Below are 26,627 nucleotides of genomic sequence, written 5' to 3'. Positions count from 1 at the left end.
CCGGAGCCGGCGTCGGGTGCGGTCACGGCTTCGTGGACGAAGGTGGCGGGCAGTCCGGGGATGGCGGCTCCAGTCGGGAGTCAGGGCGCCAGGCGGCGTCTTCACGGGGCGCCGACCTTATCGGGAAATCCCTGTTCAGTTTTCGCCGCAGACTTCATGTCCATGAACGAAAACGCCCCTTGGTGACCCCCGAAAGGCGCCTGCGGCCACCGACGTACACTCACGGGCCTGTCCGGCTGAATGAACGACCTATGACCCGTGCCTGGATTGCCCTCCTTATTGCCTGTTCGAGCCTGTCGATGAGCCCCGCCAGCGCACAGTCCGCTCCCGACGCCGGATCCGCCGACGCCCGGAAACTCACCCTGGAGGCGCTGGCCGGTGACGCGGCGCTGTCCGGGCCCAGCCTGGTCAAGCCCAAGGTCTCTCCGGATGGCCGGCGGGTCGGGTTCCTGCGCGGGCGCGAAGACGACCGCAACCGGCTGGACCTGTGGGCCTACGACATCGACGCCGGCACCAGCGCGCGGCTGGTGGATGCCGACGACGTGCTGCCGGGCGAGGAGGTGCTGTCCGACGAGGAGAAGGCCCGCCGCGAGCGCCAGCGCACCGCAGCGCTGAGTGGCATCGTCGACTACCAGTGGGCGCCGGACGGGCAGTCGGTGCTGTTCCCGCTGGGTGGCGAGCTGTACCTGGTCGACCTGCGCCGGACCGGACGCGAGGCGGTGCGCAAGCTGACCGACGGCGGCGGCTTCGCCACCGACCCCAAGCTGTCACCGAAGGGCGGCTTCGTCAGCTTCATCCGCGAGCGCAACCTGTGGGTGATCGAGCTGGCCAGCGGCCGCGCGATGCAGCTGACCACGGACGGCAGCGACACCATCGGCAACGGCGTGGCCGAGTTCGTCGCCGACGAGGAGATGGACCGCCACACCGGCTACTGGTGGGCGCCCGACGACTCGGCCATCGCCTTCGCCCGCATCGACGAGTCACCGGTGCCGGTGCAGAAGCGCTACGAGGTCTACCCGGACCGGACCGAGGTCATCGAGCAGCGCTACCCGTCGGCGGGCGACCCCAACGTGCGCGTGCGGTTGGGGGTGGTCGCCCCGCGCACGGGCGCAACGACGCAGTGGGTGGACCTGGGCGACAACCCGGATATCTACCTGGCACGCGTGGACTGGCGCGACCCGCAGCGCCTCACCTTCCAGCGGCAGTCGCGTGACCAGCAGCGCCTGGAGCTGGTCGAGGCCGACCTGTCCAGCGGCGTGCAACGCACGCTCATCACCGAAACCAGCGACACCTGGGTGCCGCTGCACCACGACCTGCGCTTCCTGGCCGACGGCCGGCTGCTGTGGAGCAGCGAACGCAGCGGCTACCAGCACCTGTACGTCATCGACAGCGAGGGCCGCGCGGCCGCACTCACTTCCGGGGCGTGGCCGGTGGATCGCGTGCTCGCGCTGGACGAGGCCACCGGGCAGGTCTACTTCGCCGCCGGCAAGGATTCCCCGCTCGACGTCCAGCTCTACCGGGTGCCTCTGGCGGGCGGCGCGGTGAAACGGCTGTCGCGCGAGGCCGGCGTGCACGCACCCAGCTTCGCCGACAACGCCAGCGTCTACGTCGACAACTGGTCGAACCCGTCCACGCCGCCGCAGCTGACCCTGCACCGCAACGACGGCACCCGCATCGCCACCCTGGTCGAGAACGACCTGGGCGATCCCGGGCATCCGTACGCCCCGTTCCGCGCGGCGCACCGGCCGGTTGAGTTCGGCACCCTTACCGCCGCCGACGGCACCACCCAGCTCAACTACAGCCTGCTCAAGCCGAGCGGCTTCGACCCCGGACGGCGCTACCCGGTCGTGGTGTTCGTCTACGGCGGGCCGGCCGCGCAGACGGTGCGCCGCACCTGGGCGCCGGACTTCAACCAGTACCTGGCCCAGCAGGGCTACGTGGTGTTTTCGCTGGACAACCGCGGCACCCCGCGGCGGGGCGCGGCCTTTGGCGGGGCGCTGTATGGCCGGCAAGGCACGGTGGAGGTCGAAGACCAGCGTGCCGGCGTCGGCTGGCTGCGCGCGCAGCCGTGGGTCGATGCCGACCGCATCGGTGTCCACGGCTGGTCCAACGGCGGCTACATGACCCTGATGCTGCTCGGCCAGGCGCCCGATGCCTATGCCTGCGGCGTGGCCGGCGCGCCGGTGACCGACTGGGCGCTGTACGACACCCACTACACCGAGCGCTACATGAACCTGCCGGCGGCCAACGCCGACGGCTACCGTCACGCGCGCGTGCTCGAGCACCTCGACGGCCTGGTCGGCGAGGACGCACCCCGGCTGCTGTTGATCCACGGCATGGCCGACGACAACGTGCTCTTCAGCAACACCACCGCGTTGATGAGTGCGCTTCAAAAGCGCGGACAGACCTTCGAGCTGATGACCTACCCGGGCGCCAAGCACGGGCTGCGGGGCGCCGACCTGCTGCACCGGCTGCGCCTGACCGAGGACTTCTTCGGACGCTGCCTGCAGCGGTGACGCTTCTGCAGAAGCGGCTTCAACCGCGATTTCGCCAGTGCCGGCCGCCGCGCCGGCCGACGCGCCTGCCCACCGGATCGCGATCGCGCCTGAAGGCGCTCCTACGGTGTTCCTGCTCCCTCCCCTGCGCGTGCAGGGGAGGGTTGGAGAGGGCTGCCGTTCGCGTACTCCAGCCTCGCGGAACCGGAATCCAGTGAATGCATCCAGTGGACGCATCCAGTGGACGCATCCAGTGAACCAGCTCCCGTTCGCGACTCACGTCGCTCCTACAACGCACCGGAACCTGCGACGCGGCCGCGCCTCAACTGCTCCGGTCGATCATCCGGCGGTGCCCGATCAGCCGCGCCCAGCGGGTGCCGATGTCGGTCAGGCAGAGGTAGGCGGCTTCCCCGGCAATTCGCAGCAGCATCTGCGGGCCCAGCCGCAGCCGCGGCTCGGCCGCGCAGACTTCCGCGTCGAATCCCAGGTTGCGCGCGAACAGCGCGCAGCGTGCCAGGTGGTAGCGGCTGCTCAGCAGGGTCACCCGGCGCGCGAAACCCTCGCCCAGCACGATGCGCGCGTTGCGCAGGTTCTGCAGGGTGTCGCGCGAGTGCGACTCCAGGGTCACCGGCACGTCCAGGGTGATCCCCCTGGCCAGCAGGCCCGCCTTGGCCAGTTCGGCCTCGGTCGGATCGCCGGGGGCGCCGCCGCCCAGCAGCACCAGGCTGCGCGGTGACCGATCGCGCCATAGCGACACGGTGCGATCCAGCCGCGCCTCGAAGTCCACGTCCAGCCGGCCGCCCGGCGCGTGTTTGCCGAATACCAGCAGGCATTCGCCACGCGCCGGCAGGCAGGGCGCCTTGCGCGCGACCCTCAACACATGGACGAAATACCCGACGTAGACCAGTCCAAGGCTGAGCACGCAGGCGGCGCCGGCCACCGCGGCCGCATGCAGCACGTCGCGGTCGGCACTGAGCGCCAGGCGGTGGGCGAGTCGGTTGGACACGTGGGTGGGGTGGGATCGGTAGCTCGAGGGCACGCCGGACGGCATGGACGGCCCGGGGATTCTAAGCGCGGGGCGTGGACAGGGGCCTCGCTATACTCGGCGCTTCGTCCGGTTTTCTCGTTCAGGAACGTCGTGCCCGCCGACATCGCGCCTCCCGCATCGCCGCCGATCGCCCCTGCGCCGATGCCGCCCATGGCGGTGCGCGCCTATACCGCCACCACCGCGCTCGGCCGCGGCCGCCAGGCCCAGGCAGATGCCCTGCGCACGCGCCGGAGCGGGCTGCGGCGCAACGACTTCGGCCCGTTGCCCGACGGCGAGGCACCGCTGGACTGCTGGATCGGCCGTGTCGACGGAGTGGAGGACGCCCCGCTGCCCGAACCGCTGGCGCAATGGGAGTGCCGCAACAACCGGCTGGCTTGGATGGCGCTGCAGGCCGACGGGGTGCTGGAGGCGGTTGCCGCGCAGGTGGCGGTTCATGGGGCCGACCGCGTCGCCGTCGTCATTGGCACGTCCACCTCCAGCATCGGCGCCAGCGAGGAGGCCTACCGCAGGCTCCAGGGCGACGGTGGCGAGGCGCGCTTCCCCGACGACCTCGCGCGGCCGATCGTCCACACCCCGCATTCGCTCGGCGACTTCATCCAGCACGCCACCGGCCTTCGCGGTCCCTGCGTCACCGTGGCCACCGCCTGTTCGTCCAGCGCCAAGGTCTTCGCGCAGGCCGCACGCCTCATCAACGCAGGCCTGGCCGATGCGGCGCTGGTGGGCGGCGTCGACACCCTGTGCGGCAGCGTGCTGTACGGCTTCAACTCGCTGCAGCTGGTGGCCACCGCGCCGTGCCGTCCCTTCGACACCGGGCGCACCGGCCTGTCGCTGGGCGAGGCCGGCGGCTTCGCCGTCATCGAGCGCGCGCAACCGGGCGACAGCGGGCTGCAGCTGCGCGGCTACGGTGAATCCAGCGACGCCCACCACATGTCCGCGCCGCACCCCGACGGCCTCGGCGCACGCATGGCGATGCGCGAGGCGATCGCCCGCGCCGGCATCGACGCGGCCGAGGTGGGCTACCTCAACCTGCACGGCACCGCCACGCCGGCCAATGACTCCATCGAGGCCGCCGCGGTCGCCGCGCTGTTCCCCGACACGCTGCACGCCAGCTCGACCAAGGGCTGGACCGGACACACGCTGGGCGCGGCCGGCATCGTCGAATCGGTCATCGCGCTGCTCGCGCTGGAAACCGGCCTGCTGCCCGGGATCCTGCACAGCGACACGCCGGACCCCGCCTGCGGCCCGCAGATCCGCTTCGACAACGCGCAACGCGACATCCGCTACGCGATGAACAACTCCTTCGGTTTCGGCGGCAACAACTGTTCGCTGGTGTTCGGGCGCGCATGACCACCCTGACCGCCCGTATCGAAGGCATTGCCCTGTGGACCCGGGGCCTGCCCACCTGGGGCGACGCGGTGGCCCATGCGCGCGGCGGCGCGATGCCCGGCGACGCGCCGACCCGGCCCTCGCCGCAACTGCTGGCACCCAACGAGCGCCGCCGCGCGCCGGAAACGGTGGCCGTTGCGCTGGAGGTCGCGCTCGCCGCCTGCCAGGCCGCGGGACGCGACCCCGCCTCGCTGCCATCGGTGTTCGCCTCCACCCACGGCGAGCTGGGCATCACCGACTACATGTGCCGCACGCTGGCCACCGAACCGCGCACGATCTCGCCGACCCGCTTCCACAACTCCGTCCACAACGCCGCCGCCGGCTACTGGACCATTGGCGCCGGCGCGATGGCCGCCGCCACCGCGATCAGCGCGCTGCATGCCAGCTTCGCGCAGGGCCTGCTCGAAGCCCTCGCGCAACTGGCGGACGGTGCACCGGCGGTGCTGCTGGTCGGCTACGACGGCGCCTCCGCCGGACCGCTCGCCGGCGTAACCCCGAGCGAAGGCCTGCTGGGCGGCGCACTGGTGCTGGCACGTGACCCCTCCGGCGGCCGCGACCCGATGACCCTGGCAGCGACGCTGGGCGACGGCGATGCGCCGGCCAACGACGGCCCGCTCGCGCGCCTTGCCGCTGGCAACGCGATGGCCACGATGCTGCCGCTGTTCGATGCGCTGGCTGCCGGCCACGCCAGCGCCGTGCTGGACGCCGGACCCGGGCGGGTGCTCCAGCTGTCGCTGGTACCGGCACCCGCCACCCGAACCGTCACCGACGAGTCCCTGCATGCCTGATCGAAGCTCAATCGCCGTCGTCATCCCGGCGCTCAACGAGGCGCTGCGCCTGCGTGGGGTAGTGGAAGGCGCGCTGGCCGAGTGCCCCACCGTCATCGTCATCGACGACGGCTCCGACGACGGCACCTCCGACACCATCGCCGACCTGCCGGTGGTGCTGATCCGCCACGATCGGCGGATGGGCAAGGGCGCGAGCCTGCGCGACGGGTTCAGCGAGGCGCTGCGCCGCGGCGTCACCGGCGTGGTCACGATGGACGGCGACGGCCAGCACGCGGCCAGCGACATCCCGCGCCTGCTCGACGCCGCGCGCTACCACCCGCGCCACATCGTCATCGGCGCACGCCTGCGCAAGCGCGAGCAGCAACCCACCTACCGGCGACTGGCCAACGAGTTCGGAGACTGGGGCATCGCCTGGGGCACCGGCTACCGCATCGCCGACACCCAGAGCGGGCAGCGCTTCTACCCGGCCGAGGTGCTGGCGCTGGGCGACGTACCGGGCGAGGACTTCGTGTACGAGGCGCAGATCCTGATCTCGGCGGCGCGCACGCTGGGAACGCGATGCGTGTCGGTGCCGATCGAATCGCGCTACGCCTGCGTGCACGCCGGGGACGACCCGGAGCACCAGTTCCGCGCCAGCCACTTCAAGCCGCTGCGCGACTTCTCGCGCATCACCGCGCACATCGTCGGGCAGGTGCTGGCGCGCGGCGGCATGCTGGAGCTGCATCGCCGCATCCGCGCCAACCCGCCGCTGATCCACGACCCCGACGGCGAGTTCGCACCGCTCCCCTCCGCGCAACCGGCCAAGTCCCGATGATCCCCGCCGCCGCCGCCGCCGCCGCCGCCGCCCGCCACGTCGACGTGGCCATCCTCGGCGGCGGCCTCGCCGGCCTGACGCTCGCCATCCAGCTCAAGCGCCAGGAGCCTGGCATCACCGTGACCGTGCTGGAGCGGCGCGCCCACCCGGTGCGCGAGGCGGCGTTCAAGGTCGGCGAATCGACGGTGGAGATCGGCGCGCACTACTTCGCCGACGTGCTCGGCCTGCGCGCGCACCTGGATGCCGCGCAGATCCGCAAGTTCGGCTTCCGGTTCTTCTTCAGCGAGGGCCGCGAGGACTTCGACCGCACCCTGGAGCTGGGTGTCAGCGAACTGCTTCCGACCCCGTCCTGGCAGATCGACCGCGGCCGCTTCGAGAACTTCCTCGGCCAGCACGCGCGCGAGCTGGGCGTGGAGTTCCTCGATGGCGCCGTCGTTCGCGGCTTCGATATCGAAGAGAACGACGCACCGCACACCGTCCGCTACGACCACGATGCCAGCGCCCGCCAGCTCACCGCGCGCTGGCTGGTGGACGCCTCCGGCCGCGCCGGCATGGTCAAGCGCAAGCGCGGGCTGGCGGAGTCCAACGACCACGACGTCAATGCCGTCTGGTGGCGCGTGGACGGCTTCATCAAGCCCGACGACTGGTCCGACGACCCGGCCTGGCGCGCGCGTTGCACGCCGCCGGAGCGCTGGCGCTCGACCAACCACCTGTGCGGGCCGGGCTACTGGTTCTGGATGATCCCGCTGGCCTCGGGTGCGCATTCGCTGGGCGTGGTCTGCGACGCCAGGGCGCACCCGCTGGAGACCATGAACACCCACGCCAAGGCCATGGACTGGCTGCGCAAGCACCAGCCGCGGCTGGCGCGCGAGCTGGACCGGACGCAGCCGGCGGTGCAGGACTTCCTGTTCCTCAAGGACTTCTCCTACTCGTGCAAGCAGGTGTTCTCGGGCGACCGCTGGGCGCTGACGGGCGAGGCCGGGCTGTTCCTCGACCCGTTCTATTCGCCAGGCAGCGACTTCATCGCCATCGGCAACACCTACATCTGCGACCTCATCGCCAAGGACCGCGCCGGCCTGTCGTTCGCGCCCTTCGCCCAGCTCTACCAGCAGCTGTACTTCGCCTTCTACGAAAACACCCTGAGCCTCTACCAGGACCAGTACCCGCTTTTCGGCGATGCGCAGGTCATGCCGGTGAAGGTGATCTGGGACTACACCTTCTACTGGGCGCTGCTGGCGCAGCTCTACTTCGCCGGGCGCCAGTGCGACATCGCGACCCTGGGCCGGACCCGCGCCGCGTTCCAGCGCGGTGGCGTGCTCAACGTCCACGTGCAGGCGCTGCTGCGCGAGTGGGGCCGGCGCAACGCCGAAGCCGGCGAGACGGTCGACATCGCCACCAACAACATGCTCGACCAGAGCCGCATCCCGTGGTTCCGCGAGATGAACCGCGCACTCAACGACACGCTGGATGCAGATGCATTCGTCGAGCGCATCCATGCCAGCGTCCGGCGCATGGAAGCACTGGCGGCGGAAGTGCTGGCGCGCGCGCGCGTGGCCCATCCCGGTATCGGCGGGGACGCGCTGGAGGCGGCATTGGGAGAGGCCGCCAGGGCAAGCGGCGAGTCGCTGGAAGCGCGCTGGTACCAGGCGGCATAGGTCGGCATCGGCGACCAGCGCAGATCTCCCTGCAGGAGTGGCTTCAGCCGCGATGGTGTTCGTCGCGATGCATCACCGGAGCCTGCAGGAATGACGGGGGTCGCAACCGCCCTCCGTGGAGGTCCGGACGGCAATCCCGTCGCTCCCGGCCCGCACGTCCAGCCTGCCAGGCGCGCATAGCGGGGTATCGGCGTCCAGGCCTGGGATGTGCCTCAGCCGCCGGGAGGGGGGGTGGCGCCTGTTGGCGGCGGGTTGGCGATGAAGATGGCCACGCCGCGCGCGTACTTCTGGGTCGGGGTGACGCTGACACCGACGCCACCGCTGCTGAAGCCGCGGCCCCCGAAGCGGCCACCGCCGGCGCCCACGCTGACGCCGGTGCCGCCCCAGCTGTCGGACGTGCCCTGGAACAGCACGCCGTTGGCACCGAGCCGGGCCGCCTCCACGCGCAGCTTGTCGATGACCTGGTTGGACTTGTTCTGCTCGCCCCAGGTGAACGCGCCGCTGCGGGTTTCCAGCAGCGCGATTTCCTCGTAGCGGACGGTCGGTGGATCGAAGTAGAGGCGGACCTGCGCCGGGTCGATCGGCGCGCGCGGCTGGCCGGTGAGGATGTGCGAAGTCGCGCACGCGGACAGCGACAGGGCCAGCAGGGCGGTGATGAGGGTGCGGACCATGGGCGTCTCCGGGGCGTGGATCGTGCCGGGGATGCTACGCCCGGGGCGTCGGCGGGGGGTGACTGCACCCCCACTGCGCGGCCCGGCGCTGAAGCGTTCAGCCGGCGGGTCAGCCCATCCCGCCATTGATGCCGATCACCTGGCCGTTGATGTAGCCGGCCGCGTCCGAACACAGGAACGCGACCAGCGCGGCAACCTCGCCCGGGGTGCCTGCCCGGCCCGCGGGCACGGTCTGCTTGATCAGTTCGGGCGGGAACGCGTCGCTCGCCATCCGGCCTTCGATCACGCCCGGTGCAACCACGTTGACGCTGATCCCGCGCGAGGCCATTTCCCGGGCCAGCGACTTGCTGGCCCCGTGCAGCGCGGCCTTGGCGGCCGCGTAGTTGGCCTGGCCCCGGTTGCCCAGCACCGCCGCCACCGAGGAAATGCTGACCACGCGGCCCCAGCGCGTGCGAGCCATGGGCAGCAGCAGCGGCTGGGTGACGTGGAAGAACCCGTGCAGCGAGATGTCGATGACCCGCTTCCACTGGGCATCGCCCATCCCGGCCATCGGGGCGTCGTCGTGGATGCCGGCGTTGTTGACCACGATCTGGATCGGGCCATCGGCCAGCAACGCCTCGATCGCCGCGCGCGTGGCCTCGCCATCGGTCACGTCGAAGGCGACCGCCTGCGCGCTGCCGCCGGCATGGTGGATGGCGTCGACCACCTCCTGCGCGCGCTGCAGGTTGGCGTGCGCGTGGACGATGACGTGGCAGCCCTCTTCGGCCAGCTGCTGGCAGATCGCACTGCCGAGGTCGCCGCTGCCGCCGGTGACAAGGGCACGGCGGGCACTGGTGGCGGCTGTGGGGGTCATGGGCGCGTTCCGGGTGGCGGAAAGCCGGCATTGTCCCCCGAGGCGACGGTGCCGCGCATGCGGGCGCCACGGCGGTCGGGACCTGCGGGTGCGAAGTCCCTGCAGGCGCGGCCTCGTCCGTGGGCAGCCGCACGCCTTTTGCAGGAGCGAGGTGATGTCGACCGCGCACGTCCTGGGTGCGGTGGATCGCGACTTTCGCCGCTCCTGCAGTGGGCGTGCACCGCGATCTGGCACGGATCGCGGCTGAGGCCGCTCCTACGTTCGGCCGCGTGGACTAGGGCGCCTGGCGAAGCATGACCGCGGCGCGGCCCTCGGCCAGCAGCATGCCGGCATGATGGATCTGGAACGCGTACTGCTGGCTGCCCTCGCCCTCGGCCAGCACCTGCGCGTCGCATTCCAGTTCGCCGGGCAACATGTCGATGCGCACCACGTGCAGCTCCACGCCGCGCAGCGCGACCAGCATCCCGGCCGGCGCGGTGCCGCCTGCCCGTGCGGCGCGCAGGCCGCCATGCACCGCCATCGCCTGCGCGCCGTACTCGCACAGGTGCAGCGCGCGCAGCCGGTCGCCGCTTCGCAACGGGTGCGTCGGGCTGCGATGGCTGTCGCTGCGCAACCGGATGCGGGCCGCGTCCCATGCGTCGACGGCATCCCACAGGCACATGTCGCCCTGGTGGGGGACCAGCTGCAGGATGCGCGCGCGGTCGATCGGGTTCGAGAATCCGGGGGATGCGGTCATGGTGCGTGGGCGCCCTGGTCGGCATAGGTCGCGACCGGGCGACGGGTGACCAGCAACGACAGCACGAAGTTGCACACCACCGCCAACGCAACCGTGCCGCCGATCGCCCGCAGTACCGGGATCGAGGAGACCGCCAGCAGCGCGAACACCGCGAAGGTGATCACGCTGCACACGATCACCGCATGCAGTGTGCGCAGCTGCTCGTCGCGTTCCTCGCCGGCGTGGTCGAAGAACAGCGCGTAGTCCAGCCCCAGCCCGGCGCCGAGGATCAGCGCGACCAGGTGGAACAGGTTGAGCTCCACGCCCAGCGCGCGCAGCGCGGCCAGGACCAGCACGGTGGTCAGGGCCATCGGCGCCAGCACGCGCAGGGTGCGGCGCAGTGAACGCAGCGAGGCCAGCACCGTCAGCGCCAGCAGCACCGCCGCCAGCGCCAGCGCGGCCAGCACCCGGCCCCGGTACTCGGCCACCAGCGATTCACTGGCCTGCTTGAGGTCCAGCAACCGGCCGCCGTGCTGCTGCGCCACGCGTGCGACCGCGCCGGGGTCGTGCAGGCCGCTCAGCGACACCAGCGCGGTGGTCCGGCCGTCGCGTTGCACCAGCAGGCCGTCGACGCCCGTGGCCAGCGGCGTGCCGGCCAGGTCGGCGACGCGCAGTGGCGGGGCCTGGCGCGCGCGCGCGACGTCGGCCACGAAGGGGTCGAACGCGTCGGCCACGAAGGGGCTGTCGGCCAGTGCGGCGGCCAGCGCCAGCTTCAACTCGTTGTCGCCGGGCAGGCGTTGCTGGCGCGCACGCTGGGTGGCGGCGCTGGGCAGGTAGCGCGAGGCCAGGTCGAATCCGTCGATCGCGCCGGCCACGCGAAGCTGCTCCAGCCGCGGCTGCAGCGCCTCGCCGGCCTGCAGCGCGGCTTCGGCATCGGCGGTCTCCAGGGCGATCACGTAGCGCACGTCCGGTGCGCCCAGCTCCCGTCGCAGTTCCGAGTCCAGCTTCATGGCCGGCTCCGGCACCGGGGTCAGGCGCGAGAGGTCGTTCTCCCAGAACCGGCCCGGCGCCAGCGCTGCCACCGCGATGGCCGCGGCGGCCAGCGCCAGCGCGGCGGTCGCCGACAGCCGTGGCAGGCGGTCGATCGCCCGCCACGCCGTCGCCAGCCCGGGGGTGGCGAGCGGGTCCCATTGTCCCGGCACGATCAACGCGGGCAACGCGAAGCGCGTGGCCAGCCCCGCGGTGCCCAGCCCGACGATGGTGAATACCGCCAGCTGCTCCAGGCCTTCCACGCCGGAGGCCAGGAACGTGAGGTAGGCGATGCAGGTGGCGACCACGCCGGTGGCCAGCGTCCGCCACAGCCCGCGCACGCTGTCGCGCGGCGAGCGATCAGGCCGGATGTGGCTGAACAGGTGGATCGGGTAGTCCTGCGCCACCCCGATCAGGGTGAAGCCGAACGCCAGGGTGATGCCGTGCACGCCCTCGAATGCGAGCGCCACCGCCGCCAGCCCGGCCAGCCCGCCGGTGGCCAGCGGCAGCGCCCCCAGCAGGGGTGCGCGCCAGCTGCGGTAGGCGAGCATCAGCAACAGCGCGAACACGATCGAATCGACCGTGCCGATCAGGCTGGCCTCGCGCTGCGTGCGGGTACCGATCTCCACCGAGAACGCACCCGGGCCGGTCATCGCCAGCGTGGCGCGGCCCTGCCCGCGCGCCCGGTCGAAGGCGTCGTGGACCGCGGCCACGGCGGCGGCCTGCCCGGTCGGGTCGAAGCCGGCGGCGCGGGTTTCCAGGGCCAGCAACGCCCGCTGGCCCGCGCGGTCGAACCACACGCCGTGGAGGCGCTGCGGTGAACCGGCCGGCTGCAAGGCCTCGGCCACCGCCAGCATTTCCAGCGTGGGGTCGCTGGGCACCAGCGGCTCGATCAGGGCGGCCGCGGGCGAGCCCAGGTCCTGCACCCGCTGCGCCAGCGCATCGCGCAGCAGGCCGGTATCCAGGCGCTGGCGATCCAGGTTGGGCGTCAGCAGGTAGCGGTAGGCGCGCAGCGATTCGGGGATGGCATCGAGCCCGGCGTCGCCCCCGTTGGCGACCAGCGCGAACGCGCCGTCGCGTGCCAGCGCGTCGTGCATCGCAAGGGAAATCGCCGCCAGCGTCTCGGGCGCGTCGCCTTCCAGCACCACCAGCAGCAGCCGCGAGCCCGGGCCCTCGCCCAGTTCGTCGATCAACAGCGTCTGCGCCGGGGTCTGCGGCGCCGGCATGAACTTGCGCAGGTCGCCACTGAGCTCCAGCGTCCGCGACACCGCCCACCCGGCCAGCAGCAGCGCCGCCAGCCACAGCAGCGCCAGCCCGAGCCGGGCGCCCGATCCCATCAGGCGGCGGTGCCGCTGCACAGCGCCGCCAGCGCGGCGGCGTCGGAGACCGTCGCGGCGGACCGCGCGGCACCGGCCAGCAACGTGCGCTGAACGTCGCCCTTGACCGGGCGCGTCTCGATGCAGCGCAACTCCGCACCGCGGCCGTGCAGGGTGATGCCCTGGAGCCTGGCGGCGACGCCGGCATCGCGGGGCTTGAGCGCCATCGTCCACGCGCGCCGGCTGCCCCGGGTGTCGATCACGTAGTGCTTCTCCAGCAACGCCCGGTCACCCGACAGCAGCGCGCCAAAGCTGGCCTGCAGGGCGGCCAGCTCGGGCGCGCGCGACAGCGAGAACGTCCGGTCTCCGCGGCCGGTGCGTTCGATCCGGACTTCACCGGCCTGGATGGTGGTGGTTTCGGCATACGGCGCGCGCACTTCGCGCACCAGTGTGTCGCCGCCCGGCCGGCGGTACTCGCCGGTCAGGCGCAGCGGCGCCTTCAACAGGGCCGAGCCGCGGACTTCGACGAAGCCCGTGCGCATCGGCGCCGGGCGCGCCAGCCGTGACAGGATCCACTCGGCGTCGGCCCGCGAGGCCGGCGTGGCCGGCTCAGCGGCGGAGGCCGGCGCCAGCAGCACCGGTACCAGCAGCAGTGCCAGCACCTGCATCCGCAATGGGGGCAGCGCCCGCGACAGGCGGATCGGCGGGCGCGGACGGCGCGGGGTCGGGCTTTGCATCGGTGCGTGCAGGTGGGTCATCGGTCTGCCAGAAGTCGTAGAAGTTGAACCAGTTGAACGGCGCCCGGCGGGCGTGCTCCTCCAGCCGCAGCGCGTAGCGCGCGACAAGATCGCCCAACTGGGCCGTACGGTTATGACGGGTGATGCTCAAGCCTTCGCTGAACACCTCGAAATCCAGGTCGTAGCGGTTGCCGCCGCGGTACAGGCCGAAGGCCAGCACGACCGGCACCTTGAGCGCGCCGGCGATCAGCCAGGGCGCCACCGGAAGGGGCGCGGGCACGCCGAGCAGCGGCGCCGGCAGCGAGGGCTCGCCGGGACGCGCCCGGTCCACCAGCAGCGCCACCAGGGCGCCCTGGTCAGTGGCCTGCTTGATTGCCAGCACGATCGACGGCCCGTCCTGGCCGGCGTCGATGACCGTGCGCGCCAGCTCGGGGTTCAGCGCGTCAAGCAGCTGGGTCATGGCCGGGTTGTGGCCCTTGTCCAGCACCACGCGGACCTGCACGTCCGGTCGCGTCGCCGCCAGCACACGCAGCGCGTCGAAACTGCCCAGGTGCGAGCCGAACACCAGCACGCCCTGGCCCCGGTCGAGCTGCGTGTGCAGGCCTTCCAGCCCCGAGGTGCGGATGTCGAACCGCTCCATCTGCCCGCTCAGCATGAACACCCGGTCCAGGATGGTGGAGGCAAAGGTGTGGATGTGGCGGGCGACGTCGCCCAGGCGGGCGGGCCGGCCCAGGGCACGCGACAGGTAGGCGCGCGAGGCGGCGCGCTCCGGTGCGCGACGCAGCAGGAAGTAGCCGGTGATGGGGTACAGGCAGGCACGGCCGAGGACACGGCCGCCGTGGCGGGCCACGGCGCGGATCAGCCAGAGCGCGAACCAGCCCCCGCCCTCGGGTCGCCGGGTCCAGTCGCGCGCGCCCCCACCGTTCATGCGACCACTTCGCCGCTGGCCAGAAGCGTGTCGCCGCGACGGACCCTGAACCGCCAGCGGCCGGGCGCGGCGGGTTCCAGTTCTATGTCGGCGGTTTCACCCGGCAGCAGCGGCTGCACGAACTTGACCTGCGGCAGGCGCAGCGGTCCCAGCGCTCCATGCGCGGCCTCGATCGCCTCCACCACCCGGTCCAGCACCACCACCCCGGGCACCACCGGGCGCCCCGGGAAGTGGCCCGGCAGGCAGGGGTGGTCGGGCTCGATGGTGAAGCGCATGGAAGGAGTCGGAAAGCGCGGCCGCACAGGATAAGCGACCGGGCGGATGGCGGGGTTGCGGGTGCGGGTTTGCGTGGACGCGTGGGCGAGGGGCAAGAGGCGGCTTCGCGGCTGAAGCCGCTTTCCGCCCTCGGCATGGATGCCGAGTCGGAAAGTCCCCGCGTCGCCCCACGCGAGGTATTCGAACTGTCGTGGATAGCGCCTTTCTTTGGTTACCTTTCTTTGGCGCTTCAAAGAAAGTAACTCGCCTTCAGGCGAAAGCTGTTGCGGTTGTTCCCGAGCTTCCGGAGCAAGATCAAATACTTCCGCCTGAAGGCGGGTAACTTTTCTTTGCCGACCCAAAGAAAAGTCACCAAAAGAAAGGGTCTTCCCCGACGAGCCTCCCGTTGGCACGCCGGTGTCGCCTCGGTTTTCCCGACTCGCCATCCATGGCTCGGTCGGGAAACGGCGCACATCCGTGTGCGCCGCCCTCCGGGCCTGGCTGGTGCGCTGGCGCCCGGGATGCCCAATAGGGGCAAGATCAACGGCCGAGCCCTGTAGGAGCGGCTTCAGCCCCGAAGCGGTGCGTAGCGACGGTTGCCGCGCCGGCTACCGCAACAGGTCCTTCCAGAACCCCGGCCCCAACGCTCCCATCTGGCGCAGGAAGTCGACGAAGTTGCGGTACGGGCGGTCGCGGAACAGGCGGTGCCGCAGCACGTACTCGCCGATGAAGAACACCCCCAGGACACCGTAGTTGAGGATGTTGGCGAACAGCGAGCCGGCCTCCTGCGATACTGGCCACGGCGAGGCCATGCCCAGCGTGGCGAACACGCCGTCGGGCACCACCACCAGCGCCAGCACGCCGTTGGCCACCGTCAGCAGTGCCAGTACCAGCGCCCATGCCGCGGTGAGGCCGCGCGAATAGCGCAGCAGGTCGGGGGGGAGTTCCGCGGGTGCCAGGCGCTCGAGCGCCGACACGATCCGGGTGATCAGTGCACCCCGTGGCGAGGCCAGGCTGCGTCCGAACAGCCATGCCAGCAACCCGGTGAACAGGATCGGCGGTGCCAACAGCAGCAGTGCCGGCCACGGGGTGTCCAGCAGCAGCCACAGCGCGGCGGCACTGGCGACCAGTACCGCCCAGGCCCAGGCGCGTGGACGCAGCAGGGCGTCGGCCAGCACCAGCGCCACCAGGTCGAGCAGGGCCAGCACCGCGGCCAGCGCGCCACCGCCCGCACTGGCCCAGTGCGCCAGCAGCGGGTAGGCCACCAGCAGGGCGATGCGGAGCACGGTTCCGGTCATCGAAGGGTCGCGTCGCGATCGTCCGCGGCGGTGCGGTGGCAGGAGAACCGCGGCACCGGGGCGAGGTGCTCAGGCGGTCTTGTGCTGCTCGACGTGCGCCGACAGCGCCCGCAGCGAACCGAAGATGCGGCGGTTCTCGTCGCTGTCGGAACGCAGCTGGAAGCCGTAACGCTTGGACACGGCCAGCGCCAGCTCCAGCGCATCGATCGAATCCAGCCCCAGGCCCTCACCGAACAGCGGCGCCTCCGGGTCGATGCCGGCCGGATCGACGCCCTCGAGGTTCAGGCTCTCGACCAGCAGTTCGGCCAGCTCGCGTTCGGCGGTGCTCTGTTCAGACATCGGGCGGTCCGGAGACATTTCGGGGCGCCACGATCCGGCATCGGGCGCCCGCGTGCAAGCACCGGGCGCGCGGGGCCCGGCTATCATGGGCGGATGAACCACCGATGCGTGCCGGCCGCTGCCGCCGGTCCCGGGGTCGCTGCCGGTCGCCGCAGTCGCCCTGCGCCGGAATCCCGCGTCGACCCGTCGAAGCCTGCTCGCGCTGCCACCCGGGGAGCGCCATGAGCGCACTGCCGGTCCGGGCGCCCGACCTGCCGCGGCTTCGCGTCGACTACAGCCAGGTCCCGTTGCCGGCGCTGCTGGACGACGACCGCGTGCTGGCAGTGTTCGGTTTCGGATCCGCTGCACCGGAAAACGGGGATCCTCGCTACCTGCGGGTCGCGCTGGAACCCGGTGGCCCTGCGCCGCTGGAGGTCTGGCGCGGCCACGCCCCCGTGCGATGCGGTCGCGACGGCGCGGTCGCGTGGTCGGACGATGGCGCGCTGCTGTTCGCGGCAATGGAGGTCGACGAGCAGGCGTTGGCGGAGGACACGCGCGATGACGACATCGAGCGGGCCGCGAAGACGGCCTACGCAGGGCTCTCGGCGTTCGCCGATGCGCGCGGATACCCGCACCTGCTGCGTATGTGGAACTACCTGGACGGCATCACCGCCGGCGAGGGCGATGCGGAGCGCTACCGCCGCTTCTGTGTCGGCCGGGCGCGCGGGCTGGGTGCGTTCGACCCGGGCGCGTTGCCGGCGGCCACGGCCATCGGCCGGGTAGACGGCGTGCGCCGGCTGCAGGTGTTCCTGCTGGCTGCGCGCGTGGCCGGCGTGCCGCTGGAGAACCCCCGCCAGGTCAGTGCCTACCGCTATCCCCGCCAGTACGGGCCGCAGCCGCCGAGCTTCGCCCGCGCGATGCTGCCGCCGGCGGGCAGCGCCATGCCGTTGCTGCTGTCGGGCACCGCCGCGGTGGTGGGCCATGAGTCGCGGCACGCGGACTGCGTCGCCGCCCAGCTGGACGAGACCCTGGCCAACTTCGACAGCCTGCTGGTGGCCGCGCGCGCGCGTGCACCTCACCTGCCCGCGCACTTCGGTGCGGACACGTGGCTGAAGGTCTACGTGCGCGACGCCTCGGAAATGGCACGCGTGCGGACGCTGCTGGACGCACGCCTGGACCCGGCGGTGAAGCGCGTGGTGCTGCATGCGGCGATCTGCCGGCGCGAGTTGCGCATCGAGATCGATGGCGTGCACGGCGCCGCGATGGACGGGGACGTCGCCGGTTAGAGGTCTGGCAGAAGTCCCGCGACGCAGGCCGGCGCCGCGCGCCGCGTTTTGCAGGCGGCCCCGCAGCCACTAGTCTTGGCGCATCGAAGGCCGCACCGGCCGGGAGTGGAGGAGACACGATGGGGCTGATCAGCCTGCTGTGGGGCATCGTCGCGATGGTCTGGATGGTGATCGCGCTGATCCCGTTGCTGGGGTGGGGCAACTGGTTCCTGATCCCGTTCGCCGCCATCGGGGCGATCATCGGCGCCATCGGCATCGCCATCACCCGGTCCGAGAACCGGGGCCGCGCCAAGGCCGGCCTGGTGCTCAATGCGATCGTGATCGTGGTCGGCATCGCCCGGCTGAGCCTGGGCGGCGGGGTGATCTGAGCTCGCCCCCCCTGCACGATCACGTGCAGGAACGAAACGGGAAGCCGGGCAATGCCCGGCTTTGTTGTTGGCGCCGATCCAGGCGCGACGCGGCCCCACCGCCGGCCCGGGCGTAGAATCGCGCTCCATGAGCTACCCCTACACGCGCCCGCGGCGGATGCGCCGCGACGGGTTCTCGCGCCGGTTGATGCGCGAGACGGTCCTGACCGCCGACGACCTCATCTACCCGGTGTTCGTGCACGAACACGCGCAGCGCGAGCAGGTCGCCTCGATGCCGGGCGTGGAGCGCATCGGCATCGACGACCTGTTGCGCGTGGCCGAGCAGGCCAGCGGGCTCGGCATCCCGGCACTGGCGCTGTTCCCGGTCACCGCGCCCGACGCCAAGTCGACCACCGCCGAGGCGGCCTGGGCCGACGACGGGCTGGTGCAGCGTGCGGTGGTCGCGCTCAAGCAGCGCTTCCCGCAGCTGGGCGTGATCACCGACGTCGCGCTGGACCCGTACACCTCGCACGGCCAGGACGGCCTGCTGGATGACGCCGGCTACGTGCTCAACGACGCCACCGTCGAGGCGCTGGTCCGGCAGGCGCTGTCGCACGCGGCCGCCGGTGCCGACATCGTCGCCCCCAGCGACATGATGGACGGGCGCATCGGCCAGGTGCGCGGTGCGCTGGAGATGGACGGCCACGTCCACACCCGCATCCTGGCCTACAGCGCCAAGTACGCCAGCGCGTTCTACGGCCCGTTCCGCGACGCGGTCGGCAGCGCTTCGGCGCTGGGCAAGGCCGACAAGACCACCTACCAGATGGACCCGGCCAACACCGACGAGGCGCTGCGCGAGGTCGAACTCGACCTGGACGAAGGGGCCGACATGGTGATGGTCAAGCCGGGCCTGCCGTACCTGGACATCGTGCGGCGGGTGAAGGATGCCTTTGGCGTGCCGACCTTCGTCTACCAGGTCAGTGGCGAGTACGCGATGCTCAAGGCCGCTGCGCAGAACGGCTGGCTCGACGAACGCGCCTGCGCGCTGGAGGCGCTGGTGTCGATCCGGCGCGCCGGTGCCGATGCGGTGCTGACCTACTACGCGATGGATGCCGCCCGCTGGCTTCGCGAGGGCTGAGGTGCGGCGGGTCACCACGTGGGCGGACGCAACCATCGTCCGCCGTGGTGCGAGACGCACGCCGCTGCCTGCGCCCCGGGCCGTGCGCGCGTGGCGGCTTCGATCACTGCGCGGGCCGCGCCGGCGCCGGTGCGCGGCCGGGTAGACTCAAAGCGCCGCGGCGCGGCGTGTCGTGCAGGTCGTCGCCGCGGCCCCGGTCCAAGCGTGCCGGCCCGGGCCCCGTGCCTCCCATCCGTCCAGCGAGGTGTCCGATGTCCCGAGTCCGCTACGCCGTGATCGGCCACCCCGTGGCCCACTCGCTGTCGCCCCGCATCCATGCCGCATTCGGCCAGCAGACCGGCATCGCGCTGGAGTACACCGCGATCGACGCCGGTTGCGGGCGCTTCGACGCAGTGCTGGCGGAGTTCGCCGCCGAGGGCGGCCGCGGCGCGAATGTCACCCTGCCGCACAAGGCACGCGCCGCCGCCATCTGCCAGCACCTGAGCGAGCGAGCCCGTCGCGCCGGCGCGGTCAACACGCTGGTCCGCACGAACACCGGCTGGGAAGGCGACAACACCGATGGCGCCGGCCTGGTGCGCGATCTCACCGAGCGCCACGGCCAGGACCTGCGCGGGCGCCGTGCCCTGCTGATCGGGGCGGGCGGGGCCGCCCACGGGGTCGCCCCGGCGTTGTTGGACGCAGGCGTGGAAGACCTGTTCATCGTCAACCGCACCGGCAGCCACGTCGATGCGCTCGCCGACGCGCTCGGCGAGCCCGGCCGCGTGCACCCGCGCTACCTCAGCGACGTCGGCACCCTGGGCGTGTTCGACCTGGTGATCAATGCGACCTCGGCCGCGCGCGTCGGCACCCCGCTGGACCTGCCCGGCGGCCTGTTCGCACCGCGCGGCGACGCGGTCGACCTGAGCTACGGCGAGGCGGCGATCGGGTTCCTGTCGTGGGCGCGTGCATCGGGCGCCGACCGGACCATCGACGGCCTCGGCATGCTGGTCGAGCAGGCGGCCGAGAGCTTCCTTCGCTGGCACGGCGTGCATCCGGACACGGACCCGGTATACGCAATGCTGCGCGAGCAGCAGGACGTGCTGGTCACCGCCGATTGAATCGGCGTTACGGTCACGCGTTGCAGGCGTCGATGTGAACACCCGGCCCGCTCCTGACTGTCGCACCGGCTGCGCCGCCTGCTGCATCGCACCGTCGATCACCTCGCCGATCCCGGGCATGCCGCACGGAAAGCCCGCCGGCATTCCCTGCGTGCAACTGGACGACCACCTGCGCTGCCAGCTGTTCGGTCGAGCCGAACGGCCCGCCTTTTGTGCGTCGCTGCGCCCCTCCGACGACATGTGCGGCCGCGACCGCGGCGATGCCCTGGCGCGGCTGGCGGAACTGGAAACGCTCACCCGGCCCGAGGTGTCGCTGCTGGTGGACCCAACGCCACTGCAGGAGCGGCTTCAGCCGCGAAGCCCTTCGGCACCCGTGCCACGGCATGAGCATGAAGCCGAGGCCGTTGTAGGAGCGACGTGAGTCGCGATCGCAACCCGGGCGGCCGGTGGGTCGCGACTCACGTCGCTCCTACAAAAGGCCCCCGGACTTTCGTACCGAGGGGAAAGAGCATCGCGGCTGCAGCCGCTCCGGCAGGACCGGCATTGCGCCTCAGGCCGCGTCGATCCCCAGGTACCGGTTCTTCAAGCGCACGTAGTGCTGCGCCGAGTAGTACAACCCTTCGATATCCGCCTCCGACAGCATGCGCACCTTGCGCGCCGGGTTGCCCAGCCACAGCTCGCCGCGGCCGACGGTCTTGCCGGGCGGCACCACCGCGCCGGCGCCGACGAAGCCGTGGGGTTCCACCACCGCACCGTCGAGCACGATCGCGCCCATGCCGATCAATGCCGCATCGCCGATGCGGCAGGCGTGCACGATCGCCTTGTGGCCGATGGTCACGTCCTCGCCGATCACCGTGGCGAAGCCGCCGAGCCGGGCGTGCGGGCCGTCGTGGCTGACATGGACCACGGTGCCGTCCTGGATATTGGTGCGCGCGCCGATGCGGATGAAGTTGACGTCGCCGCGGACCACGCAGCCGGGCCAGATCGAGACATCGTCGGCCAGTTCCACGTCGCCGATGACGCTGGCGGCGGGGTCGACGTACACGCGAGCGCCCAGGCGGGGACGCTGGTCAAGGTAGGGTCGCAGATTCATGGCGTGATTCTAGTGCGCCCGCCCGGTGGCCACATCCGGCCTTTGTCCGCGTCGCACGTAGCCGCGGCCTACACTGGCGCCATGGACACCGTCGCCGATACCACCCCCGACCAGCTCGAGGCCACCCACCGCCGGCTGCGGACCGCATGGGGGGCACGCAAACCCGACGAGGCCCAGCGCCGCGGTGATCTCGAACGCCTTCGCGATGCACTGCGCGAGCAGTTGCCGGCCATGAACGCCGCGATCGAGGCCGACTTCGGCCACCGCAGCGAGCACGAGAACCTGATCTCAGAGGCGATGGTGGTGCAGGCCGAGATCGCCCACGCGCTGCGCCACCTGCGGCGCTGGATGCGGACCCGGCGCGTGGCCGCGGGCTGGCGTTTCTGGCCCGGCCGCGCCGAGCTTCGACGCGAGCCGGTTGGCGTGGTCGGCATCCTCTCGCCCTGGAACTACCCGGTGAACCTGGCGCTGATGCCACTGGTCTCGGCCATAGCCGCCGGCAACCACGTCTACCTCAAGCCGTCCGAGCACAGTCCCCGGACCAGCGCGTGGATGCGCCAGCTGTTGGCCGACGTGTTCCCCGCCGACCGGGTGGCGGTCGCGCTGGGCGGCAGCGAGGTCGCGGCACGGTTTTCCGCCCTGCCCTTCGACCACCTGCTGTTCACCGGCTCGACCGCGGTGGGCCGCAAGGTCATGGCCGCCGCCGCGCCCCACCTGACCCCGGTCACGCTGGAGTTGGGCGGCAAGTCGCCGGCGCTGGTGTGCGAAGGCTTTCCGGTCGGACTGGCGGCGGCGCGCATCGCCACCGGCAAGTGGTTCAACGCAGGCCAGACCTGCATCGGCGTGGATTACGTCCTGGTCCATCGCAGCCAGCGCGATGCGCTGGCCGAGGCGCTGGAGGGCGAGCTGCGCGCCCGCTATGGCGAGCTCGCGCAATCACCGGACTACACCCGGATCATCAATGACGGACAGGTCCAGCGGCTGCGCGGGTATCTCGACGATGCACGCCAGCGCGGCCTGCGGGTACTCGAACCGCTGGGTGCCGACGCCGGGTTCGCCGCGTACGAGCGGCTGATGCCGCCCGCGCTGGTGATCGACCCGCCTGCCGACGCGCCCTTGATGCGCGAGGAGATCTTCGGGCCGATCCTGCCGGTGCTGGCCTACGACACGCTGGACGAGGCCATCGACCGCATCAACGCGCTGGACCGGCCGCTGGCGCTGTATCCGTTCGGGTTCGACCGCGATGCGATCGAGCGCATCCTGGGTGCGACCCTGGCCGGGGGCGTCACCGTCAACGACACCCTGATCCACTTCGGCGTGCACGGACTGCCCTTTGGCGGCATCGGCGCCAGCGGCATCGGCGCCATCCACGGCCGCCACGGGTTCGACACCTTCAGCAAGCAGCTGCCGGTGTTCCACCAGCGGCGCTGGGCGGGCAGCGACCTGCTCAAGCCGCCGTACCGCGGCATGGCCGACCGGGTGATCCGCTGGCTGGCGCGCTAGCTATCCGTTGAAGCCGGACCAGGCCTCGACCACCCGCTTCAACCCGGCGTCGTCGACATCCAGGTGCAGCACCAGGCGCAGCGTGCCACCGCTGCCGGGCGACAGCCGGATGCCCGCGTCGGCCATGTGCGCGACCAGCTGCCCGGCCGAGTCCGGCGCTACCTGCACGAACACCATGTTGGTGTGCCGACCGCTCACGGCCACGCCCAGCGCCTGCAGCGCCGAGGCCAGTCGCGCCGCCCGGTCGTGGTCGTCCGCCAACCGTGAAACGTGGTGGTCCAGGGCGTGCAGCGCGGCAGCCGCCAGCAGCCCCGACTGGCGCATCCCGCCACCGGTGACCTTGCGCCAGCGCCGCGCCTGCGCGACCAGGTGCGAGGACCCCAGCAGCACCGAGCCCACCGGCGCCCCCAGTCCCTTGGACAGGCATACCGACACGCTGTCGAAGTGGCGCGCGATCTCCCGCACCGGCACCTCCTGCTCTACCGCGGCGTTGAACACCCGCGCGCCATCCAGGTGCAGTGCCAACCCGCGCCGCTCGCACAGCGCACGTGCCTCGGCCAGGTACTGCAAGGGCATGGCACGGCCGTGCCAGGTGTTTTCCAGGCACAGCAGGCGGGTGCGGGCGAAGTGCGCATCGTCGGGCTTGATCGCCGCCTCCACCGCGTCCAGCGGCAGCGTGCCGTCGGTCGCGTGCGCCAATGGCTGCGGCTGGATCCCGCCCAGCACCGCCGCGCCACCGCCCTCGTACTTGTAGGTGTGCGCGTCCATGCCGACGATGTATTCGTCGCCGCGCGCGCAGTGGGCCAACAGTCCCACCAGGTTGGACTGGGTGCCGCTGGGCACGAACAGCGCGGCGTCGAACCCCAGTTCGCCCGCCAGCCGCTCCTGCAGGGCATTGACCGTCGGGTCCTCGCCGTAGACATCGTCGCCGACCTCGGCCGACGCCATCGCCGCGCGCATCGCAACGGTCGGTCGGGTGACGGTGTCGCTGCGCAGGTCGATCCAGTCGTTGGGCATCGCGCGGTGTACTCGTCGGGGGCCAGCATCCGATCATGCCAGCCCGGGCCAGCCTGGCTCGGGGTGCTGGACTAGACTTCGCCGATGACCTCGACGCCGACCAAGATCGCCAGCTGGAACGTCAACTCGCTCAACGTGCGCCTGCCGCACCTGCAGCAATGGCTCGGCGATGCCGGCCCCGACATCGTGGGGCTGCAGGAAACCAAGCTGGAGGACGCCCGCTTCCCGGACGCGGCACTGGCCGAACTGGGCTATCGCAGTGTGTTTGCCGGGCAGAAGACCTACAACGGGGTGGCGATCCTTTCGCGCATGCCCGCCGCCGACGTCCAGGTGGGCATCCCCGGTTTCCACGACGAGCAGAAACGGGTCATCGCCGCGACCGTGGGTGACCTGCGGGTGGTCAATCTGTACGTGGTCAACGGCCAGGACGTGGGCGCCGAGAAGTACGCCTACAAGCTGCGCTGGCTGGAGGCGGTGCATGGCTGGCTGGAGAACGAGCTGCGTGCCCACCCCAGGCTGGTGGTGCTGGGTGACTTCAATATCGCCCCCGATGAGCGCGACGTGCATGACCCCTCGGTCTGGAACGAGCACCACATCCTGACTTCGACCGCCGAACGCGAGGCGCTGGCCAAGCTGTGCAGCCTCGGCCTGCACGACGCCTACCGCCTGCACCACGACGAGGGCGGTGTCTTCAGCTGGTGGGACTACCGGCAGGCCGCCTTCCGTCGCGACATGGGCCTGCGGATCGACCTCACCCTGGTATCGGACGCGCTGCGCGAACGCTGCAGCGGCGCCGGCATCGACCGCGAGCCGCGCACCTGGGACCGGCCCAGTGACCACGCCCCCGCGTGGGTGGAACTGGGTTGACGGGAATAACGGGGAACGGGGACGGGGCGGCCAGTCCGGCCACGTGAGCGGTGCGGGATCGGCGTATTCCCACTCCCTGCCCCGAAAACAAGGAAGGCCCGGCGATGCCGGGCCTTCGCGTGTCCGATGTAGCGGCGGTGCTTAGCGCACGCGGCCACGACGGAACAGGTTGACGATCGCCAGCAGCACGACCGCGCCCACCAGGGACAGCAGCAGGCCCGACAGGCTGAAGTCGCCGTCGTTGATGTCCGCGCCGCCGATACCCAGCATGCCGCCGACCCAGCCACCCAAGAATGCGCCGACGATGCCGACGATGACGTTCAAGATGATGCCCTGCTGGCCATCGGTCTTCATGATCATGCTGGCAATCCAGCCGATGATGCCGCCAACGATCAACCAAATGATGATACCCATCGCGTGTGTCTCCTTAAGTCCGGTCAGTAGGGATTCGTGCTCCCCTGCGTAGGGGCGTAGACAGTCTTGCGAGGCCCGTGTGACGGGGATGTGGGGGTTCGTGCGTTCGCGCGGCACTCACCCGGCGGGGCTCCGTCCGGCCCCGTACAGGCGACGCGCTCAGGTGGACGGGGACGCCAGCAGCGCGGCCAGTGCATCGCGCGGCAGCTTGCCGGTTTCGTTGCGGGGCAATGCTGCAACGCAGCGCAACGGTCGCGGCAGGAACACCGGGTCGATCCCCCCGCGCAGCCCGCGCAGCACCTGCGCCTCGTCCAACCCGGGCGCCACCACCAGCGCCACCACGCGCCGGATGCCGGCCTCGTCAGCCGCCTCGGCCTGGAATACGACGCCATCCACCACCCCCGGCACGGCAAGCAGTTTGCGGGTGAGGTCGCCCAGTGACGCGCGCTTGCCGGCGATCTCCAGCAGGTCGGCGCTACGTCCACGCAGCAAGAAGCGTCCGTCGTCCAGCAGCTCCACCAGGTCGGCCAGCGAAACCGGCTGGGGCAGGTGCGGTGCATGCACGGCGGTGCCGTCGGGTTGCGGCGACAGCTGTACGCCGGGCAGCAGGGTCCAGGCATCGTCGATGGCGGTGCGCCGGCGGGCAAAGATGCACGTTTCGGTCGAGCCGAACAGCTCGCGCACCTCGCAGCCGAAGCGCGCCTCGGCCGACCGGGCCAGCGCGGCCGGCAGGGGCGCGGTGGCCGAGACGATGCCGGCCATCGGTGGCAGGGTGACGCCGGATTCCAGCAGCGCACGCAGGTGCACGGGCGTGGTCACCAGCAGCGCCGGCGTGGCCGAGTCGGCCAGCACGCGCGCCACGTCACCCGGGAAGAAGGGCCGCGCACCGTGGAGCGCGACCGGCCCCAGCAGCGGCAACAGCACCGACATCTCCATGCCGTACATGTGCTGTGGCGGCACCGTGGCGACCACATGGGTGCTGCCGTGCGGCGCCAGCAGGTCGGACAGGGCCGCCAGGTTCTGCGCCGTGCTGGCGCGGAATGCGGCCCAGGTCTTGGGGTTGGGTCGCGGTTGGCCGGTGCTGCCGGAAGTGAAGCCGATCGCGACCAGCGCGTCGTCCTCGAGCATCGGCAGCGCGCCGTCGCACTGGGGCAACGGATCGGGCAGGCGCAGGTAGCGGGGGGGCTGGGGCGCGAGCGGCACGTCGCCCAGGCAGTACGCCCCCGGGTGCTGGGCCAGCACCTCTTCGACCACCCGGGGCGCGCGCGAGGGCGGCAGCAACGTGGCCTGGCCGCGCAGTGCCGCCGCGCAGAAGGCGACCAGGAAGCGATAGCGGTCGTCGCACAGGTTGACCGCATAGGCGGCATCGGGCAGCAGCGCGGCAAGACCGCGGACCTCGGCATGGAACTGCGCGAGCGGGCGCTCCCCGCTGCCATCGAACGCGATCGCGCGCGAGGCGTGGCCCACGGTCATGGGCGAGGCCCGGCGTCGTGGCGGGCCGGCGTGGCCGGTGTCGATCACCGCTGACATGGTTGCGTGGCCGGTTGCGGTCCGTGTTC

25 protein-coding genes and 1 pseudogene are annotated in these 26,627 nt (G+C 71.5%); 12 read left to right on the top strand and 14 right to left on the bottom strand.

Annotated features, from left to right (window positions below):
* Positions 1–299 precede the first annotated feature (299 nt).
* A complete protein-coding gene (locus tag ACJQWL_RS11505; protein WP_330969387.1) occupies positions 300–2,516 on the top strand; it encodes a S9 family peptidase in 2,217 nt (738 codons plus the stop codon).
* A 301-nt stretch (positions 2,517–2,817) separates the two neighbouring features.
* Here ACJQWL_RS11505 and ACJQWL_RS11500 read toward each other — a convergent pair whose 3' ends face one another.
* Positions 2,818–3,501, bottom strand: a complete 684-nt coding sequence (locus tag ACJQWL_RS11500) for a YdcF family protein (RefSeq protein WP_330969388.1) — start codon at positions 3,499–3,501, stop codon at positions 2,818–2,820.
* A gap of 183 nt (positions 3,502–3,684) precedes the next feature.
* Here ACJQWL_RS11500 and ACJQWL_RS11495 point away from each other — a divergent pair, with 183 nt between their 5' ends.
* From ACJQWL_RS11495 to ACJQWL_RS11480, 4 genes are read left to right on the top strand one after another with little or no spacing between them, the layout of a single operon-like run.
* Positions 3,685–4,890, top strand: a complete 1,206-nt coding sequence (locus tag ACJQWL_RS11495) for a beta-ketoacyl-[acyl-carrier-protein] synthase family protein (RefSeq protein ID WP_330969390.1) — start codon at positions 3,685–3,687, stop codon at positions 4,888–4,890.
* Complete coding sequence (locus ACJQWL_RS11490; RefSeq protein ID WP_411300907.1) at positions 4,887–5,717, top strand: beta-ketoacyl synthase chain length factor; 831 nt, start codon at positions 4,887–4,889, stop codon at positions 5,715–5,717. The genes ACJQWL_RS11495 and ACJQWL_RS11490 overlap by 4 nt, the downstream gene beginning before the upstream one ends.
* Positions 5,710–6,531 (top strand): glycosyltransferase family 2 protein, encoded by an 822-nt coding sequence (locus ACJQWL_RS11485; RefSeq protein WP_330969910.1) that lies wholly within the window; start codon positions 5,710–5,712, stop codon positions 6,529–6,531. Before ACJQWL_RS11490 ends, ACJQWL_RS11485 begins: the two co-directional genes overlap by 8 nt.
* A complete protein-coding gene (locus tag ACJQWL_RS11480; protein WP_330969911.1) occupies positions 6,528–8,186 on the top strand; it encodes an NAD(P)/FAD-dependent oxidoreductase in 1,659 nt (552 codons plus the stop codon). The genes ACJQWL_RS11485 and ACJQWL_RS11480 overlap by 4 nt, the downstream gene beginning before the upstream one ends.
* Before the next feature lie 212 nt (positions 8,187–8,398).
* On the opposite strand, the gene ACJQWL_RS11475 is transcribed toward ACJQWL_RS11480, so the two are convergent.
* The 9 genes from ACJQWL_RS11475 to ACJQWL_RS11435 all read right to left on the bottom strand — a co-directional run bounded on the left by ACJQWL_RS11475 (position 8,399) and on the right by ACJQWL_RS11435 (position 16,327).
* On the bottom strand, positions 8,399–8,857 hold the full coding sequence (locus tag ACJQWL_RS11475) for a hypothetical protein (protein WP_330969912.1): 459 nt from the start codon (positions 8,855–8,857) through the stop codon (positions 8,399–8,401).
* A gap of 109 nt (positions 8,858–8,966) precedes the next feature.
* Positions 8,967–9,710, bottom strand: coding sequence for a 3-oxoacyl-ACP reductase FabG (gene fabG, locus ACJQWL_RS11470; RefSeq protein ID WP_330969913.1), 744 nt, complete (start codon positions 9,708–9,710; stop codon positions 8,967–8,969).
* Between the two features lie 274 nt (positions 9,711–9,984).
* The gene (locus ACJQWL_RS11465; protein ID WP_330969914.1) at positions 9,985–10,446 is read right to left on the bottom strand and encodes a hotdog family protein; all 462 of its coding nucleotides are present in this window, start codon (positions 10,444–10,446) and stop codon (positions 9,985–9,987) included.
* Complete coding sequence (locus ACJQWL_RS11460; protein WP_411300906.1) at positions 10,443–12,791, bottom strand: MMPL family transporter; 2,349 nt, start codon at positions 12,789–12,791, stop codon at positions 10,443–10,445. The genes ACJQWL_RS11465 and ACJQWL_RS11460 overlap by 4 nt, the downstream gene beginning before the upstream one ends.
* Positions 12,791–13,438 carry a LolA-related protein gene (locus ACJQWL_RS11455; RefSeq protein ID WP_330969310.1) on the bottom strand — a complete coding sequence of 216 codons (648 nt, stop codon included), beginning with the start codon at positions 13,436–13,438 and terminating at the stop codon, positions 12,791–12,793. The genes ACJQWL_RS11460 and ACJQWL_RS11455 overlap by 1 nt, the downstream gene beginning before the upstream one ends.
* Positions 13,380–14,435 (bottom strand): lysophospholipid acyltransferase family protein, encoded by a 1,056-nt coding sequence (locus ACJQWL_RS11450; RefSeq protein WP_411300905.1) that lies wholly within the window; start codon positions 14,433–14,435, stop codon positions 13,380–13,382. The genes ACJQWL_RS11455 and ACJQWL_RS11450 overlap by 59 nt, the downstream gene beginning before the upstream one ends.
* On the bottom strand, positions 14,432–14,710 hold the full coding sequence (locus tag ACJQWL_RS11445) for an ApeI family dehydratase (RefSeq protein ID WP_330969309.1): 279 nt from the start codon (positions 14,708–14,710) through the stop codon (positions 14,432–14,434). The genes ACJQWL_RS11450 and ACJQWL_RS11445 overlap by 4 nt, the downstream gene beginning before the upstream one ends.
* Positions 14,711–15,298: 588 nt before the next feature.
* Positions 15,299–15,988: a COG4648 family protein gene (locus tag ACJQWL_RS11440; protein ID WP_330969308.1), complete on the bottom strand. Its 690-nt coding sequence runs from the start codon at positions 15,986–15,988 to the stop codon at positions 15,299–15,301.
* A 69-nt stretch (positions 15,989–16,057) separates the two neighbouring features.
* Positions 16,058–16,327 carry a phosphopantetheine-binding protein gene (locus tag ACJQWL_RS11435; RefSeq protein ID WP_330969307.1) on the bottom strand — a complete coding sequence of 90 codons (270 nt, stop codon included), beginning with the start codon at positions 16,325–16,327 and terminating at the stop codon, positions 16,058–16,060.
* Positions 16,328–16,548: 221 nt separating this feature from the next.
* Here ACJQWL_RS11435 and ACJQWL_RS11430 point away from each other — a divergent pair, with 221 nt between their 5' ends.
* From ACJQWL_RS11430 to ACJQWL_RS11410, 5 genes and pseudogenes are all read left to right on the top strand, one after another.
* Positions 16,549–17,592, top strand: coding sequence for a chorismate transformation FkbO/Hyg5 family protein (locus ACJQWL_RS11430; protein WP_330969306.1), 1,044 nt, complete (start codon positions 16,549–16,551; stop codon positions 17,590–17,592).
* A gap of 119 nt (positions 17,593–17,711) precedes the next feature.
* Entirely contained in the window at positions 17,712–17,960 is a 249-nt protein-coding gene (locus ACJQWL_RS11425) for a hypothetical protein (protein ID WP_330969305.1), read from the top strand.
* A 127-nt stretch (positions 17,961–18,087) separates the two neighbouring features.
* Positions 18,088–19,077 carry a porphobilinogen synthase gene (gene hemB, locus ACJQWL_RS11420; protein ID WP_330969304.1) on the top strand — a complete coding sequence of 330 codons (990 nt, stop codon included), beginning with the start codon at positions 18,088–18,090 and terminating at the stop codon, positions 19,075–19,077.
* A gap of 251 nt (positions 19,078–19,328) precedes the next feature.
* A complete protein-coding gene (gene aroE / locus ACJQWL_RS11415; RefSeq protein WP_330969303.1) occupies positions 19,329–20,174 on the top strand; it encodes a shikimate dehydrogenase in 846 nt (281 codons plus the stop codon).
* A gap of 34 nt (positions 20,175–20,208) precedes the next feature.
* A pseudogene (locus ACJQWL_RS11410) lies at positions 20,209–20,478 on the top strand (YkgJ family cysteine cluster protein); the annotation flags it as partial.
* Positions 20,479–20,724: 246 nt separating this feature from the next.
* On the opposite strand, the gene ACJQWL_RS11405 reads toward ACJQWL_RS11410, so the two are convergent.
* On the bottom strand, positions 20,725–21,267 hold the full coding sequence (locus ACJQWL_RS11405) for a gamma carbonic anhydrase family protein (RefSeq protein ID WP_330969302.1): 543 nt from the start codon (positions 21,265–21,267) through the stop codon (positions 20,725–20,727).
* 81 nt (positions 21,268–21,348) lie between these two features.
* On the opposite strand from ACJQWL_RS11405, the gene ACJQWL_RS11400 reads away from it, so the two are divergent.
* Entirely contained in the window at positions 21,349–22,770 is a 1,422-nt protein-coding gene (locus ACJQWL_RS11400; RefSeq protein WP_330969301.1) for a coniferyl aldehyde dehydrogenase, read from the top strand.
* Here ACJQWL_RS11400 and ltaE read toward each other — a convergent pair whose 3' ends face one another.
* On the bottom strand, positions 22,771–23,787 hold the full coding sequence (gene ltaE / locus ACJQWL_RS11395; RefSeq protein WP_411300904.1) for a low-specificity L-threonine aldolase: 1,017 nt from the start codon (positions 23,785–23,787) through the stop codon (positions 22,771–22,773). It abuts the gene before it with no gap.
* 84 nt (positions 23,788–23,871) lie between these two features.
* On the opposite strand from ltaE, the gene xth reads away from it, so the two are divergent.
* Complete coding sequence (xth, locus tag ACJQWL_RS11390; RefSeq protein WP_330969299.1) at positions 23,872–24,654, top strand: exodeoxyribonuclease III; 783 nt, start codon at positions 23,872–23,874, stop codon at positions 24,652–24,654.
* A gap of 141 nt (positions 24,655–24,795) precedes the next feature.
* On the opposite strand, the gene ACJQWL_RS11385 is transcribed toward xth, so the two are convergent.
* The gene (locus ACJQWL_RS11385; protein WP_330969298.1) at positions 24,796–25,068 is read right to left on the bottom strand and encodes a GlsB/YeaQ/YmgE family stress response membrane protein; all 273 of its coding nucleotides are present in this window, start codon (positions 25,066–25,068) and stop codon (positions 24,796–24,798) included.
* Between the two features lie 159 nt (positions 25,069–25,227).
* Positions 25,228–26,541: an AMP-binding protein gene (locus tag ACJQWL_RS11380; RefSeq protein WP_411300914.1), complete on the bottom strand. Its 1,314-nt coding sequence runs from the start codon at positions 26,539–26,541 to the stop codon at positions 25,228–25,230.
* Positions 26,542–26,627: the final 86 nt, after the last annotated feature.

This window comes from Novilysobacter viscosus, from assembly GCF_046600715.1.
Taxonomy (GTDB): Bacteria; Pseudomonadota; Gammaproteobacteria; order Xanthomonadales; family Xanthomonadaceae; genus Lysobacter_C; species Lysobacter_C viscosus.
The sequence above is the reverse complement of the archived record's forward strand: the minus strand, read 5'-3'. Positions and strand labels throughout refer to the sequence as shown.